The sequence below is a fragment of the Accumulibacter sp. genome, from assembly GCF_029255125.1.
GTDB lineage: Bacteria > Pseudomonadota > Gammaproteobacteria > Burkholderiales > Rhodocyclaceae > Accumulibacter.
In genome coordinates, this window is record NZ_JAPUVR010000090.1 from 17,664 (window position 1) to 31,376 (window position 13,713).

9 protein-coding genes and 2 pseudogenes are annotated in these 13,713 nt (G+C 63.5%); 6 read left to right on the forward strand and 5 right to left on the reverse strand.

Annotated elements, in window-relative coordinates:
• Positions 1-9 precede the first annotated feature (9 nt).
• Positions 10-2,787 (forward strand): SUMF1/EgtB/PvdO family nonheme iron enzyme, encoded by a 2,778-nt coding sequence (locus Q1L59_RS07435; RefSeq protein ID WP_300330254.1) that lies wholly within the window; start codon positions 10-12, stop codon positions 2,785-2,787.
• A gap of 36 nt (positions 2,788-2,823) precedes the next feature.
• On the opposite strand, the pseudogene Q1L59_RS16725 reads toward Q1L59_RS07435, so the two are convergent.
• Positions 2,824-3,138, reverse strand: a pseudogene (locus Q1L59_RS16725) (four helix bundle protein); the annotation flags it as partial.
• Between the two features lie 385 nt (positions 3,139-3,523).
• On the reverse strand, positions 3,524-5,236 hold the full coding sequence (locus tag Q1L59_RS07440) for an NACHT domain-containing protein (RefSeq protein ID WP_300330257.1): 1,713 nt from the start codon (positions 5,234-5,236) through the stop codon (positions 3,524-3,526).
• Positions 5,237-6,321: 1,085 nt separating this feature from the next.
• Here Q1L59_RS07440 and Q1L59_RS07445 point away from each other — a divergent pair.
• The 5 genes and pseudogenes from Q1L59_RS07445 to Q1L59_RS07465 form a co-directional block, all read left to right on the forward strand.
• A complete protein-coding gene (locus Q1L59_RS07445; protein WP_300330260.1) occupies positions 6,322-6,708 on the forward strand; it encodes a hypothetical protein in 387 nt (128 codons plus the stop codon).
• 460 nt (positions 6,709-7,168) lie between these two features.
• Positions 7,169-7,606 (forward strand): hypothetical protein, encoded by a 438-nt coding sequence (locus tag Q1L59_RS07450; protein WP_300330263.1) that lies wholly within the window; start codon positions 7,169-7,171, stop codon positions 7,604-7,606.
• A 42-nt stretch (positions 7,607-7,648) separates the two neighbouring features.
• Positions 7,649-7,939, forward strand: a complete 291-nt coding sequence (locus tag Q1L59_RS07455) for a type II toxin-antitoxin system Phd/YefM family antitoxin (RefSeq protein ID WP_300330266.1) — start codon at positions 7,649-7,651, stop codon at positions 7,937-7,939.
• Positions 7,940-7,956: 17 nt separating this feature from the next.
• A complete protein-coding gene (locus Q1L59_RS07460) occupies positions 7,957-8,346 on the forward strand; it encodes a type II toxin-antitoxin system RelE/ParE family toxin (RefSeq protein ID WP_300330270.1) in 390 nt (129 codons plus the stop codon).
• A 172-nt stretch (positions 8,347-8,518) separates the two neighbouring features.
• Positions 8,519-8,827, forward strand: a pseudogene (locus Q1L59_RS07465) (transposase); the annotation flags it as partial.
• Between the two features lie 365 nt (positions 8,828-9,192).
• Here Q1L59_RS07465 and Q1L59_RS07470 read toward each other — a convergent pair.
• The 3 genes from Q1L59_RS07470 to dnaN form a co-directional block, all read right to left on the reverse strand.
• Positions 9,193-9,801 carry a riboflavin synthase gene (locus Q1L59_RS07470; protein ID WP_300330272.1) on the reverse strand — a complete coding sequence of 203 codons (609 nt, stop codon included), beginning with the start codon at positions 9,799-9,801 and terminating at the stop codon, positions 9,193-9,195.
• Between the two features lie 161 nt (positions 9,802-9,962).
• Positions 9,963-12,431 (reverse strand): DNA topoisomerase (ATP-hydrolyzing) subunit B, encoded by a 2,469-nt coding sequence (gyrB, locus tag Q1L59_RS07475; RefSeq protein ID WP_300330275.1) that lies wholly within the window; start codon positions 12,429-12,431, stop codon positions 9,963-9,965.
• Between the two features lie 20 nt (positions 12,432-12,451).
• Entirely contained in the window at positions 12,452-13,564 is a 1,113-nt protein-coding gene (gene dnaN, locus Q1L59_RS07480) for a DNA polymerase III subunit beta (RefSeq protein ID WP_300330277.1), read from the reverse strand.
• Positions 13,565-13,713: the final 149 nt, after the last annotated feature.

The following is a 13,713-nucleotide window of genomic DNA, read 5'->3' on the forward strand; positions in this document are numbered from 1 at the left end:
TGAGCTAGAATGCGGGTACCGACCGCAGGGCGCGGCAAGGCCAGCGCGTGGCGCGCCGGGCCAGTCGCAGTTGACCCGCACGCCGCGCCGCGTCAGTCGGCGCTCGAAGCGCTCGACGACGAACGCCTGCTCGTGCTGATGGGCGGTCCCGGCAGCGGCAAGACGACATTCCTCAACTTCGTCGCGCTGTGCATGGCCGGCGAGCTGCTCGGCGAGCAGCCGACCGACCTGCGGCTCCTCCGCCAGCCGTTGCCGGTCGACGACGGCGACGACGAGGCGGGCACCGCCCCCGCCAACAAGAAAACGAAAGCGCCCAAGCCCCAGCGCTGGCGCCACGGCGCGCTGCTACCGGTGCGCGTGCTGCTGCGCGACTTCGCCGCCAGCCTGCCGCCGCCGGGCGTCCCGGTCGCCGACGGCGCGCTGTGGACCTTCATCGTCGGCCAGTTGCCGCAGCCGCTGGCGCGCTACGCCGACGAGCTGCAGCGCGAGCTGCTGGCCACCGGCGGCCTGATCCTGCTCGACGGGCTCGACGAAGTGCCGGACGCGCTGCAGCGACGCGAACAGGTCAAGCGGGCGGTGCAGGACTTCGCCGCGCTGCACGCGCGCTGCCGCTTTCTGGTCACCAGCCGCACCTACGCCTACCAGCGGCAGGACTGGAAGCTCGACGGTTTTGCCGAACGCGAACCGCTGCCCTTCACACGCAGGCAGATCGAGCGCTTCATCGACACCTGGTACGCGCACCTGGCACGCGACCTCTGCCGGCTCACCGAGAGCGACGCCAACGGACGCGCAGCCCTGCTCAAGCGCGCCACGCAGCGGCGCGAACTGCGCGAACTGGCCGGGCGGCCGCTGCTGCTGACGCTGATGGCGCGCCTGCAGAGCAGGAGCGGCGGATCGCTGCCGGAAAACCGCGAAGAACTCTACGCGCAATCGGTCGACATGCTGCTCGACGAATGGGAAGGACTCAAGCTGCGCCGTGACGCCAACGGCAAGCCGGTGGTCAGCGAGCCCAGCCTCAGCGAATGGCTCAGCGCCCCGCGCAACAGGATCCGCGAACAGCTCGACAAGCTCGCCTACCACGCCCACCGGCAGCAACCGCAGCTCACCGGCACCGCCGACCTCCGGCAGAGCGCGCTGATCGAGGCACTCTACGCCGCCTCGTCGGACCCCGACGTGCGACTGAAGTGCATCGAGGAATACCTGCGCGACCGCGCCGGGCTGCTCACCTCGCACGGCGAAGGGCTGTACCAGTTCCCGCACCGCTCGTTTCAGGAATATCTCGCCGCCTGCCACCTGGCGCGCTTCGACTACCCCGACACGCTGAGCAAACTCGCGCGCAGCGATCCGAACCGCTGGCGCGAGGTAACGCTGCTCGCCGCCGCCCGCTCGAAGGCCTCACCGTCGGCAATCTGGGAGCTGGTCGACGCGCTCTGCGCCGAAGACGATGCGCTCGACGCCGCCGATGGCCAGCAAACCGGCGAAGCACACTGGGGCGCGCTGCTCGCCGCGCAAGTGCTGCACGAAACTGGCCTCGCCGCGTTCAACCCGGACTTGCAGGCGCGCCACGAGCGCCGACGGCAACGCGTGCGCGACCGGCAGTTGGTCGTGCTCGCCGGCACGCGGCTGCCGGCGCGCGAACGCGCACTCGCCGGCGACCTGCTGGCGCAGCTTGGCGACCCGCGCCGCCACCTGCGCGAAGTCGACGCGATGCGCTTCGTCTTCGTGCCGCGCGGCCGCTTCTGGATGGGCGAGGCGGGCAACGAGGATGCGCCGCTGCACGAGAACGACACGCTCGACGACGACTACTGGATCGGCGAATCGCCAGTCACCGTCGCGCAGTTCCGCCAGTTCGTCGAAGCCAGCGGCTACGCCAGGCACCAGCAGCAAGCCTTGCAGGCGCCGGAAAATCGCCCGGTGGCGTCGGTAAGCTGGCACGAGGCGCTTGCCTTTTGCCGCTGGCTTGACACCCGCTGGCGCGCGCGCCTGTCCGCCGGCTGGGCGGTGACGCTGCCTTCGGAAGCCGAGTGGGAGAAAGCGGCGCGCGGCGGCATCGAGATCCCGGGCAACGCGCTCTGCGCGACACTCGCCGACGGCTTCGTGCCGCCGCAACACGCGCTGCAGGCGAACCCGCAAGCGCAGCGGATCTACCCCTGGGGCGACACCTGGAATCCCGAGCGGGGCAATGCCGATGAGGACATCGGCCAGACGACGACTGCGGGCTGCTTCTCCCGCGGCCGGAGCCCTGCAGGATGCGAGGACATGGCCGGCAACGTCTGGGAGTGGACGCGCAGCCTCTGGGGAAAGGACTGGAGAACGCCCGCTTTCTGCTACCCCTACGATGCGCACGACGCGACCCGGGGAAGATCTCTCTGCCAAAGACGATATACGCAGGGTCGTGCGGGGCGGCTCGTGGTACCTTCTCCGAGACCTCGCCCGCTGCGCCGTCCGCCTCTGGCGGCCCCCGAACCACTGGTTCGCCCATGGTGGTTTTCGGGTTCTGTTGCGCCGGTCCCATGTTCTTCCCCACTTTTTCTGGTTGCGCCGCCAGGCGTAACGGTGCGACGGTACTCCCGTGCCGCACGCATTCCGAAAATGCCGACCGATTCGCGCAAGCGAATTTGCCGGTCGAGGCGAAGGAAGAAGAACAGCGCCAGACGCGTCTGGTCCGCGCGCGCGCCGCAAGGCAGAGCGCCATCGGGGCAGCGCTCGCGCCGGGCAGATAGCGAAGCACGGACACGGCCTGGCGCAACGCCCGCCGTGTCCGCCCCGGCGCCGGCGCGGTGCTAAAGCCTGCGCGCTCTGGCGCAACCCGCCGCCGAGCAGCCTGCCGATGCCGGCGACCATCCGGCTGACGTGCTCGTACTGCCCGCTGCTCAACCAGTTCCACTGACAGGCGAGGCGCAGGTAGAGGCGCAGCTTGTCAAGTTCGCCATCGGCAATGCGCAGGTGCTGCACGCGCTCGGCGCGCTTGTGCGCATTGGCGGCGAAAATTGCCTCCTGAAAGTCGAGCGCAGCCGCCTGCAGCCGCTGGGTGACGACGAAGCGGTGGCTCTTGGGAAAATGCTCGCACTGCGGCAGCAGCCAGCTCAGCAGGTCGAAGGTTTGCGTGAAAATGACCAGTTCCTTGGTCGTCGACATCGGGACGATCTCCTGCGTAGGATGATGGATGGGCAAGCGACTTCGCACCGCTCGCCGGCAGCGTCACGCGGTGCGCGTCGGCGCCCTCGCCCATGGTGAATTCTCCGGCCGGAATGTCGACCCATTCGGCTTCGCCGTGCGGCGGGCTCCAGAAGCGGTTGCCGCCGATCTTGCCGAGTGCTTCGGCGGCGGCGATGCGGCGAGCAAGGGCCGCCTGCGCACCGATGCCGCGCGTGAGCAGCGTTCTCGCCCGGCCCAGTCAGCCGACCGGTGCCGGCCGCTCGAGCTCTTCGAGCAGCCGTGCGCGCAGTTCGCCTTCGAGATTGCCGATCAGGCGCCCGGAACCCGCGTCGCGCACGCACTCGGCGGCGAGGACGAGGTTGTGCTAGGGCACGGGCTCGGCGCGCGCGTCGGCGATGGCGCGGATCAGCCGCGTCGTGCGCTCCTTGGTCTGCGTGCTCAGGTGGCCGGCGGTGAGCAGGATCACTTCCCGCCTCCAGGGGTCGGCGCTGCGGGCCAGCGTCCTGGCGACGTAGTCGTCGCTGCCGGCGATCTCGAGCGCCGCCAGATATTCCTGAAAGGTGAGATGCGAGAAGGCATAGCTGCCTTCGCCGCGCGCGATGAGCAGGCCGGCGCGCTCCTGAATCAGCCGCAGCAGGCGATCGACCGCGGCGTCGAGGTCGCGCGCGTCGTTCACCGCGCCGGCGAGTCCGTCGGCAAGCGACTCGCGCAGCGGCTGCCGATCGATTTCCTTCTGCCGCTCGTCGTGCATGCGGTACGCCAGGCGCTGCAGGACGAGGCGGCGGTCGCTGGTGTCGAAGGGACGATCGCCGATCAGGCACCTTTCGCCAACGCCTTCGCCGATGCCCTTCGCGTCGTCCCACTTGCCGAGCAGCACGTCGATCGCTTCCTGGTAAAGCTCGGCGCGCCGGTCGGGCAGCTTGACGCGGTCGCGATGGACGAGCGCGATGACGGTGAGCAGCAGCGGGTGGATCGCCAGCTCGCGCACGCGCTCGTTGGCTTCGATCGAGGCGAGCAGTTGTTCGCTCTGCCGCGCGGCGGCGGCTTCGGCGCCGGCACCGGGACCCATCTGGCCGATGGCGATCAGCCGGTGCCATTGCGCCAGGAAGCGGCGAACGTCGGCGAGCGTGAACTCGCGCACGGTCGTCGTCGCGTAGCCCGCGGCCAGTTGCGAGGCCTCGGTGTAGCCGATGATGCGGCTGGTGACGACGTAGCGGCAACCGGCGCAGGCGCGCGTGAAGTCGTCGACGCGGCGCGCGACGCGGCGGCGCAGCGCCGGATCGGCGACCTCGTCGAGGCCGTCGAGCAGCAGCACGGCGCGACCGTGGTGCAACCACTCGTCGAAGAAGTTCTCGGGCACGTCGATGCGCTGGTTGGCAAGCCGGCGGACGAGAAAGCGCAGCAAGACGAGGTGCCCTTCGGTGCCGTCGTCGCGCTGCTCGCCGAGGTAGCGGGCAAACTGGCGCAGCGGCAGCAGGATGGGCAGCGTGCCGCTCTCGGTGATGGCGAGTTCGCGGCGCAGGTGCTCGCCGCCTTCGGCCAGGTCGCGCGCGTAGAGCAGCGCCAGGTAGCGCAGCAGCGTCGTCTTGCCGCAACCGGGGTCGCCGAGGACGACCAGCCGGCGATGCTCGGCGAGCGCCTGGTTGACGCTGATCTCGCCCGTTTCGCGCACCTCGAGGCGCGCCGCTTCGCCGTCGCTTTCGGCCATCCTGCCGGCCATCCTTGCGCCCGCCTGCCCGCCGCCGGGCAAGCTGCGCTGTCGCTCGCCGGGAGCGAAGGCGCACTCGCCGATCACGTGCTGCAGGTAGCGGCCGAGCGCGCTGGCGCGGTCCACGGCGGTCATCGACACCGGCGCGTCGTTGCCGATGACGACCGTGGCACCATTTTCGGCATAGACGATCTGCGCGCCGGGGTGCGCGGCGAGCACGCGGTCGCCGGTGTCGATGTCGCCGCTGTTGTCCGCACCGACCGCCACCCGCCCGCCGAGCCCGTGCGATTTCGGATGGATTGGCAAGCGCCGCGGCGGTCGGCACGCCTGGCGCATCGCCGGCAGCGCGTCGGCTGCTGCCGGGAACACGCTCGTCTGTGGGCTCGTTGCTCTTCATGCCTGCTCCCGAACAGGGCTTGCCATCGGACGCTCGGAGAAACGCCGCGCGGCAAACGCGGCAACCGCAACGGTAGCCCAGGCAAGGCTGCCGCGCAATTCCCGGTCGGAGCCTGGTAGCGTTGATCCTCGACCGGCGCCGAAACGCCGCAGGCCTGGGATGCGCTGCTTGATGAACTGCTGGAACCGGTGGTTGCCAATCCTGAAGGCTTCTCCGGATTGGGCAGGCCATTCATGCTCCGGCAGCCACGCTCCGTCGACACCACCAATGCCTTGACGGCGCTACGCGCAAAGTGGTTGGCGCTGACAACTGACCCGGTGGCACTACGCGAAGTTTTCTTGTGCCAGCCGAGCGCCTCCGGCACCTGCCGGCGAGCGCGAGTGGCTAAACTTCAGTTGCCGGCTTGCTACTACCAGAAACGCCGAGCAGCCGTTCGCAATAGCGCGATTATGTTTAATTGCTTCATAACTCAGTATCCATGCGGTGTTTAGCAGGGCAACACGTCGTATACCGTCACCGATACCGTCAACAACATATGCCAATAGAATGCAGCGATCTTTCGGCCAGAAGACGCCGTTAAATCCATAGCTAATCGCGCATTTTCCCACACTAGACACACGTGTAGCCAGGAATGTTCGCTCGCCCAAGCCGGGTAGCCCGGACGAGCAATGTCTTGGCGGCGCCAGCGGCAAAGTTTTTCACTTCAGCATTTTCTGGTGGCCTGGGTAACAATTCGCTGTCGCGTTTGCGGCAGGCCACCGGCTTGCAGACCGGTACGTGACTCACTGCGCAGCAACACTCGCTTGATCGGATAGCCCCCGAAATTCGTATCGGGTGCGGCGTCGCCGTCTGGCAAACTCCCTACTCGTTGAAACCAAACCCGAGGCCTCGCCCATCGGGCGGGTAGTGCTGCGCCTTTTCCTTGCACTACTTTTCAAGGAGGCCAGATGGCTATCCCCTCTACCGCAGCGCCCAGCGCCACTCAAAATTCCAAACCTGCATTTGCTCGCGTCGCTCAGAAAGAGTCCTTCTATGGCTGGCTTGCATAGCGACCATCGTGGGCAAAACACTCGACGAGGTCCATGCCGTAGCGGTGGATCGTTTTCAACATCCGGTGCATGGCCCCTACACTTCTATGGACGATGCGTTGATTGCCAAGTTGTCAGCACACTGGCGTTTCACGGCAACCATCTGGAAAGAAAGCACAGGTATCACATCGCTGCCGGATGTCTGCATCGGACTCGTCGCTTTTGACCCCGAAACCGAGATAGATCGCCACGTGATCTTCGTCAGGCAACCGGGGTTGGCTGGAAAGGCGAGTACGGAATACATCATCGACCCGGCCTACTGGATCGACCCGAGTCAGCACGTGCGCACTGACATCAAGGGCTTCCCGATTTCGTGGCACATCGGGGTCACGCCCATGAAACGGGAAGGAAATTAACGCCGTAGGTAGCGTAACCGGTACATGGTCAAGGCCGGTTACGCACGCCTCAACCGACCTTCCTGAGCCATCGGTAAGGCATCAACGCTGCTCACCACGCCAAACTCATCGCTCGCGGCTGCGACCGTTGAGCAATTTTCGCTTGATTGCCGATGTGTAGCCGAAGGAGATAGACATGGGAGTGCGGATTACCCGCTGGGGTAACAGTCCTGGACTTCGTATTTGTCGCCAGGTCGTGGAATGCGCAGGCTTACGGGTCGGTGACAAGGTCTATGTTCGCGTCCTTGATTAAGGTGACGTCTTGGTGCGAGCAGTAAAACCGAGGGAGCCACCGAGAGGCAGCGTCACCGGTGGTGTTGTGGAGAAGACCGATGAACAAATTCTGGCGGAGTGGTAACCGCAGCGGTGTCGATTGCCTTCTGGCAACTGCGGTTGAATGATGGATAGACGAGAGTTCTTGATGGGGCTTGGCGCCGGTGTTGCCAGCCTGAGTCTTCCCGCCGTCGCATCACCAGCCCCCTCATGCACAATCATCGGCATCGGCGCAGGTGGTTGCCATCTTGGCATTGCGTTGGGCAAGCAATGTTCTGGGCAAGCGGGCGCGCTGCTGAGCTACGCTTGCGTCGATCTCGGCCCGCACGCGTTGGAGTCCGTCGATTTAGCCAACGATGCCAATCCTGATCTGCCACAGATCAAGATGCGGCGCGACGCGAACTTGGTGATGGCGTTCTCCAACGAAGGATGGATCAATCGTTTCAGTGGCGATGCCTCGCTGATCGATATTTGGGACGAACTGGACCGCCATATCGCGTCGAACCTGCATTCCGTAGTTGCCCGACTGTGCCCCCCGATGAGCCTCGCTGGTTCCACTTTCGCTTCCGGCCACCTAAGCGTATGATGTACAAAATACTGCACATCTCGTGCAACTTAGGAGACCAACATGGGAATTGCTGCAAGCGACGTTATCCCCCTCTCGCACGCCCGTGCCAACTTCTCTGAGCTGGCCGAAGAGGTCAAGGGCGGTGCCGAGAAGATCATCACCAAGAACGGCGAAAGCTACATCGCTCTAATCGATGCCCAGCGGCTGGACTACTACCACCAGCTGGAGCGTGAGCGCATCCACTTGTTGCTGATCGACGAGGCTGGCAAAGGCCTCGATGATGTGGCTGCCGGTAAGGTCAAAGATGCCCGCAGCGCCATCACTGCCCTGAAACGCAAGCGTAGCGCCTGACCGCTCAGGTGCTGCGCATGGCGAAAATGCTTGTCATCAAATTCACGTCTAACTTCGAGCGCAATCTGGAAGAGATCGAACGCTTCCTGACCGAACCAGAAGCGCCGCAGGCCTACGATGGTCTGCTCGATGAATTGCTGGAAACGGTCATTCCCAACCTTGAACGCTTCCCCGGCATGGGCAGGCCGTTCATGCTCCGGCAGCCGCGTTCCGTCGAGACCACCAATGCCTTGGCGACGCTACGAGCGAAGTTGTTGGCGCTGACCACGGACCCGGAGGCGTTGCGCGAATACGTGCTCAAGGATTACCTGCTGCTCTACGTGCAGATTGGTGGAACGATTTACCTGCTGGCTATCCGGCACCAGCGACAACTCTCGTTCGACTTCGAGGGACATTGGGGGCATTAACCCCGATGCCAAAGTACTATCTGATCAAGAAAAAATAGATAGGGAGCTGCCAGTCGATGAAATTTGTCAGCAATGCCGCAACAGAGGTGGCCCCGGAAATTCGGACAGCAGGATAAGTGGTAGCCTTGCCCCCACGAACGGCTGCGGGAGCGGCCATAACAGGAGCAAGAGCATGACGAGAAGGACGGGGCGGAACCACACACCGGCATTCAAGGCGCAAGTGGCACTGGCGGCGCTCAAGAGCGACAAGACGCTGGCGGAGTTGGCGCAGGCAGCGGTATGACATTCACCCGAACCAGATTACGGACTGGAAGCGGCAACTGACAGAGCGTGCGGTTCAGGTATTTGGAAACGCCGGAAGCCCCGCGAGCAGTGATCCGGACCTGACGAAACTGCACGCCAAGATCGGCCAGTTGACGCTGGAAAACGATTATTTAGAACATGCGCTCACCAAGGCGGGCAGGCTTCCCGCAAGACGATGGCTTCGCAGCACTCGCGGCCGCAACGCGACCGGCGGCGTAGGGCATGAGCAAGGGGCTCCGTGGATTTGTGGACGATGCGCTGGCGCGCACCGGGCCGCTTGCCGTGGAAAAGTCTGGCGACTTTCCCACCGCGCGTCCCCTCGCCCACAAGCTCCACCGAGCTCTATTCGGCTGGGATAAAATCCCGGAAAGTCAAAACCAACCGCAATACTGGTCACTTGGCCACGACCGGCAGGGCTCCACTTATCAAAGCGGGTTTTCTGTCCAAACAAACGGGGCCACCTCTCACCGATTCACATAATCAACCATATCCAGCGGTGTCCGGTTGTGTAATAACTCACTGCATTTCAAGTGATTTAATCAGCTATTTGACACTATCCGAAACGCCGAGCAGCCGTTCGCAATAGCGCGCAATCAGATCGATTTCGAGATTGACCCGGTCACCGACCTGTAGAAAGCCGAGCGTCGTTGCCTGCAGCGTGTGCGGGATGAGATTGATCGAAAACACCGCGCCGTCGACGGTGTTGGTCGTCAGACTGACGCCGCTTACGGTGACTGACCCCTTGCGCGCAATGTAGCGGGCCAGCGCTTCCGGCGCGCGTATCGTGAGCAGCCGGTTGTCGCCCAGTGCGTCGAAAGCGACGACTTCGCCGACCCCATCGACGTGACCGGAAACCAGATGGCCACCGAGACGGTCGGCCAAGCGCAGCGCCTTTTCCAGATTGACCGGGCCGGGTGCGGCCAAACCGACCGTACATGCGAGCGACTCGGGCGAGACATCGACGAAGAAGAACGCGTCTTGCCGGTCCACAACGGTCAGGCAGACGCCGCTGCACGCGATCGAATCGCCCAAGGCGACATCGTCGAGCGCAAGCTGGCGCGCATCGATCTTCAGGCGAACGGTTCCCGCACCATCACCACGCGGTGTGATGTCGACAATCTGGCCAATTGCAGCAACGATTCCGGAAAACATGATCTTTCTCCATCCAGAGGCGGGTGGGAAAAGCGGCCGATTCCAGCATCGCATTGCGCGGTTTCCGCCAGGCGCCGGTCGTGCCGATCGCTCGAACAGCGTGGCACGCTACCGTGCAAGGCTTCGCCCAAGGAATCGACCGCCGGGCGCGCGCCAGACGATCAGACGTCGATGTTGCGCGCCGCCAGGGCGTTCGATTCGATGAAGTTGCGTCGCGGTTCGACCAGTTCGCCCATCAGGGTGCTGAACGTCTCGTCGGCGCCGATTGCGTCCTCGATCTGTACCTTGAGCAGGCGGCGGACCTTCGGGTCCATCGTCGTTTCCCACAGTTGTTCGGGATTCATCTCGCCCAGCCCCTTGTAGCGCTGCTTGCTGATGCTGCGTTCGACATCGCTCAGCAGCCACTGCATCGTCTCGGCGAAGCTGCTGACCGACTGCTTCCGTTCTCCGCGCACGACGACGCCGCCGGGACCGAACAGCCCGGCGAGGAGCTCGGCCGTCTTGCGCAATTGCGCGTAGTCGCCGCTGACCAGCAGGTCCTCATCGATCACGCCGAGCTTCAGATTGCCGTGCAGCACTTTCTCGAGGCGCAACTGCCAGCGCTCCTTGGCGGTGTCGTAGCGCGTCCCGATGGTGATTCCCAGCTTGCTGCCGACGGCGTTCATCAGTGCTTCGGCGCTTTTCGCCGCCGCTGTCTCGTCGCTCAGATCGAGGCTGAGATTCGCCTCGATCAAGGCGTGCAGTACTTCCGGATTGATCAGGTGCGACAGGCGGTTGATCACAGCTTCGGCGAGCAGGTACTCGCGCGCCATTTCTTCCAGTGCGGTGCCGGCGATCTCGGGCGCTCCGGCGCGCGGTGTGAGCACCGAGCCGTCCAGCGCCAGGCTGAGCAGGAACTGCTTCAAGGCCTGATCGTCCTTGATGTAGCGCTCGGTCTTGCCGTGTTTGACCTTGTACAGCGGTGGCTGGGCGATGTAGATGTGGCCGCTTTCGACGAGCTCGCGCATCTGCCGATAGAAGAAGGTGAGCAGCAGTGTCCGGATATGCGCGCCATCGACGTCGGCGTCGGTCATGATGATCAGGCGGTGATAGCGCAGTTTTTCCGGCTTGTATTCGTCCTTGCCGATTCCGGTGCCGAGCGCGGTGATCAGCGTGGCGATTTCCTGCGACGAGATCAGCTTGTCGAAACGCGCTTTTTCGACGTTCAGAATCTTGCCCTTGAGCGGCAGGATGGCCTGAAAACGGCGATCACGCCCCTGTTTGGCCGAGCCGCCGGCGGAGTCGCCCTCGACCAGGTAGAGTTCGCAGAGCGCCGGGTCTTTCTCCTGGCAATCGGCCAGCTTGCCGGGAAGTCCGACGCCGTCGAGCAGACCCTTGCGGCGGGTCATTTCGCGCGCCTTGCGCGCCGCATCGCGCGCGCGCGCGGCTTCGATGATCTTGCTCGTGATCACCTTGGCGTCGGCTGGCCTTTCCTGCAGGAACTCGCTCAGCTTGGCAGCGACGACTTCTTCGACGGCCGGCCGCGCTTCCGACGAAACCAGCTTCATCTTGGTCTGCGAGGCAAATTTCGGATCGGGCATCTTGACCGACAGAACGCAGGCCAGGCCTTCGCGCATGTCGTCGCCGGTGATGTCGACCTTCGCCTTCTTGGCGATTTCGTTTTCCTCGATATGACGATTGATGACGCGCGTCATGGCCGCGCGCAAGCCGGTCATATGCGTTCCGCCGTCGGCCTGCGGGATGTTGTTGGTGAAGCAGAGGACCTGTTCGACGTAGCTGTCGTTCCACTGCATGGCGACTTCGACGCTGATCGTCCCGTTAATTCCCGGCGAGTCTCCCTTGGCGTGGAAGACGTTGGGATGGAGCACGGCCTTCGTCCGGTTGATGTATTCGACGAAACCCTTGACGCCACCCAAAAAAGCGAAATCCTCTTCCTTGCCCGTCCGCTGATCCTGCAGACGAATCTTCACGCCATTGTTCAGGAAGGACAATTCGCGCAAGCGCTTGGCGATGATTTCGTAATGGAACTCGACCTGGCCGAAGATTTCCTCGTCCGCCATGAAGTGCAGCTCGGTTCCTCGCTTCTCGGTTTCGCCGACCACGCGGAGCGGCGAAACCTCGACCCCGCGCTCGATTTCGATCAGCCGATCGACGACGGCGCCGCGCTGGAATTCGAGCAGATACTTGCGTCCATCGCGCCGGATGGTCAGGCGCAGCCACTTCGACAAGGCATTGACACAGGAGACGCCGACCCCGTGCAGTCCGCCGGAAACCTTGTACGAGTTCTGGTTGAACTTGCCGCCGGCATGAAGAACGCACATCACGATCTCGGCCGCCGAGCGTTTCGGCTCGTGCTTGTCGTCGAACTTGATGCCGGTCGGTATGCCGCGCCCGTTGTCGCTCACCGAAATCGAGTTGTCGGCGTGAATCGTGATGACGATATCGTCGCAGTAGCCAGCCAGCGCTTCGTCGATGGCGTTGTCCACCACTTCGAAGACCATGTGGTGCAGACCAGTGCCGTCCGAAGTGTCGCCGATGTACATGCCCGGCCGCTTGCGCACCGCCTCCAGGCCTTCGAGCTGCTGGATGCTCTCCTCGTCGTAGACGGGCTGCACGTTCTCTTCACTCATCACTATTCCTTCACAAGCTCTCAGATGCGCATCGGCATTACGACGTACTTGAATCGCTCGTTACCGGAAACCGTCAGCAAAGCACTCGAGTTGGCGTCGTTGAAGCCCCACTGAACGGTCTCCGCGTTCGTGTTGTTGAGCACATCGAGCAGATACGTAACGTTGAAACCGACATCGAGCGGTTCGCCGTGGTAGTCGACTTCGATTTCGTCCTCGGCTTCTTCCTGCTCGGTATTGGCGGCGACGATCTGCAGACTGCCTTCGTTCAGAATCAGGCGGACGCCACGGAACTTCTCGTTGGTCAGAATGGCCGCGCGGATCATCGACTGGAGCAGGGCGTTGCGCTCGACCACGACGACATTGCGCAGACTCGCCGGAATCACGCGTTGATAATCTGGAAAACGACCGTCGATCAGCTTGGAGACCAGGTTCATCGACGCGAAGCGGAAACAGACCTGGTTGTCGAGCACGCCAACCTCGACCGGTTCGTCGCTGTCGGCAAGCAGGCGGCCGAGCTCGATCACCGTCTTGCGCGGCAGAATCAGCTCGTGCCTGGCGTCAGCCGGTAGATCGATGACCGGCACACTGGCATACGCCAGCCGGTGGCCGTCGGTAGCGACCGCGCGCAATTCGCCGTCCGCGATCATCAGCAACAAGCCGTTGAGGTAATAGCGCACGTCCTGATTGGCCATGGCGTACTGCGTCTGCGCCAGCAAATGGCGCAAATCCCTTTGCGTCAGCCGCAGATTCAGGCTCTCGCCCTCGGCCAGGGACATGCAGGGAAAATCCTCGGCGGGCAGCGTCTGCAGGTTGAAGCGGCTCTTCCCGGCACGCAGCTGCAGGCGCCGGTTGTCGAGCACCAGGCTGATTTCGATGCCTTCTGGCAGCGAACGCAGAATCTCCTGCAGCTTGCGTGCCGCGACGGTAATCGCTCCATCCTCATCGCCCGCCGCACCGCTGCTTGAAGTGGTGATCTGCATCTCGACGTCGGTTGCCAACAGGGTCAGCAGATCACCCTTCTTCTCCAGCAACACGTTGGCAAGAATGGGCAGTGTATGGCGCTTTTCGACTATCCCGGAGACCGCCTGCAGGGGTGCCAGTAAGGTCTCCCGCCGGGTTCTAACAAGAAGCATGTATCTAGATCCTATAAAGACTATGGTCCAGGAAAACCTGTGAGTATATGATTCTTATATTTCAATTCAGTATCTTGTAGACAGTCTATCAGGTGTATGGGGGAGGTATGGGGCTGTGGAGAAAAGCGGAAGACCTGTCCACAGGCTGC

Excerpts from the sequence above, each read along its gene's own strand:
- Q1L59_RS07435 (WP_300330254.1), top strand. The coding sequence starts at position 10 with ATGCGGGTACCGACCGCAGGGCGCGGCAAGGCCAGCGCGTGGCGCGCC.
- Q1L59_RS07450 (WP_300330263.1), top strand. The coding sequence starts at position 7,169 with ATGGGGCTTGGCGCCGGTGTTGCCAGCCTGAGTCTTCCCGCCGTCGCA.
- Q1L59_RS07455 (WP_300330266.1), top strand. The coding sequence starts at position 7,649 with ATGGGAATTGCTGCAAGCGACGTTATCCCCCTCTCGCACGCCCGTGCC.
- Q1L59_RS07460 (WP_300330270.1), top strand. The coding sequence starts at position 7,957 with ATGGCGAAAATGCTTGTCATCAAATTCACGTCTAACTTCGAGCGCAAT.
- Q1L59_RS07470 (WP_300330272.1), bottom strand. The coding sequence starts at position 9,801 with ATGTTTTCCGGAATCGTTGCTGCAATTGGCCAGATTGTCGACATCACA.
- gyrB (WP_300330275.1), bottom strand. The coding sequence starts at position 12,431 with ATGAGTGAAGAGAACGTGCAGCCCGTCTACGACGAGGAGAGCATCCAG.
- dnaN (WP_300330277.1), bottom strand. The coding sequence starts at position 13,564 with ATGCTTCTTGTTAGAACCCGGCGGGAGACCTTACTGGCACCCCTGCAG.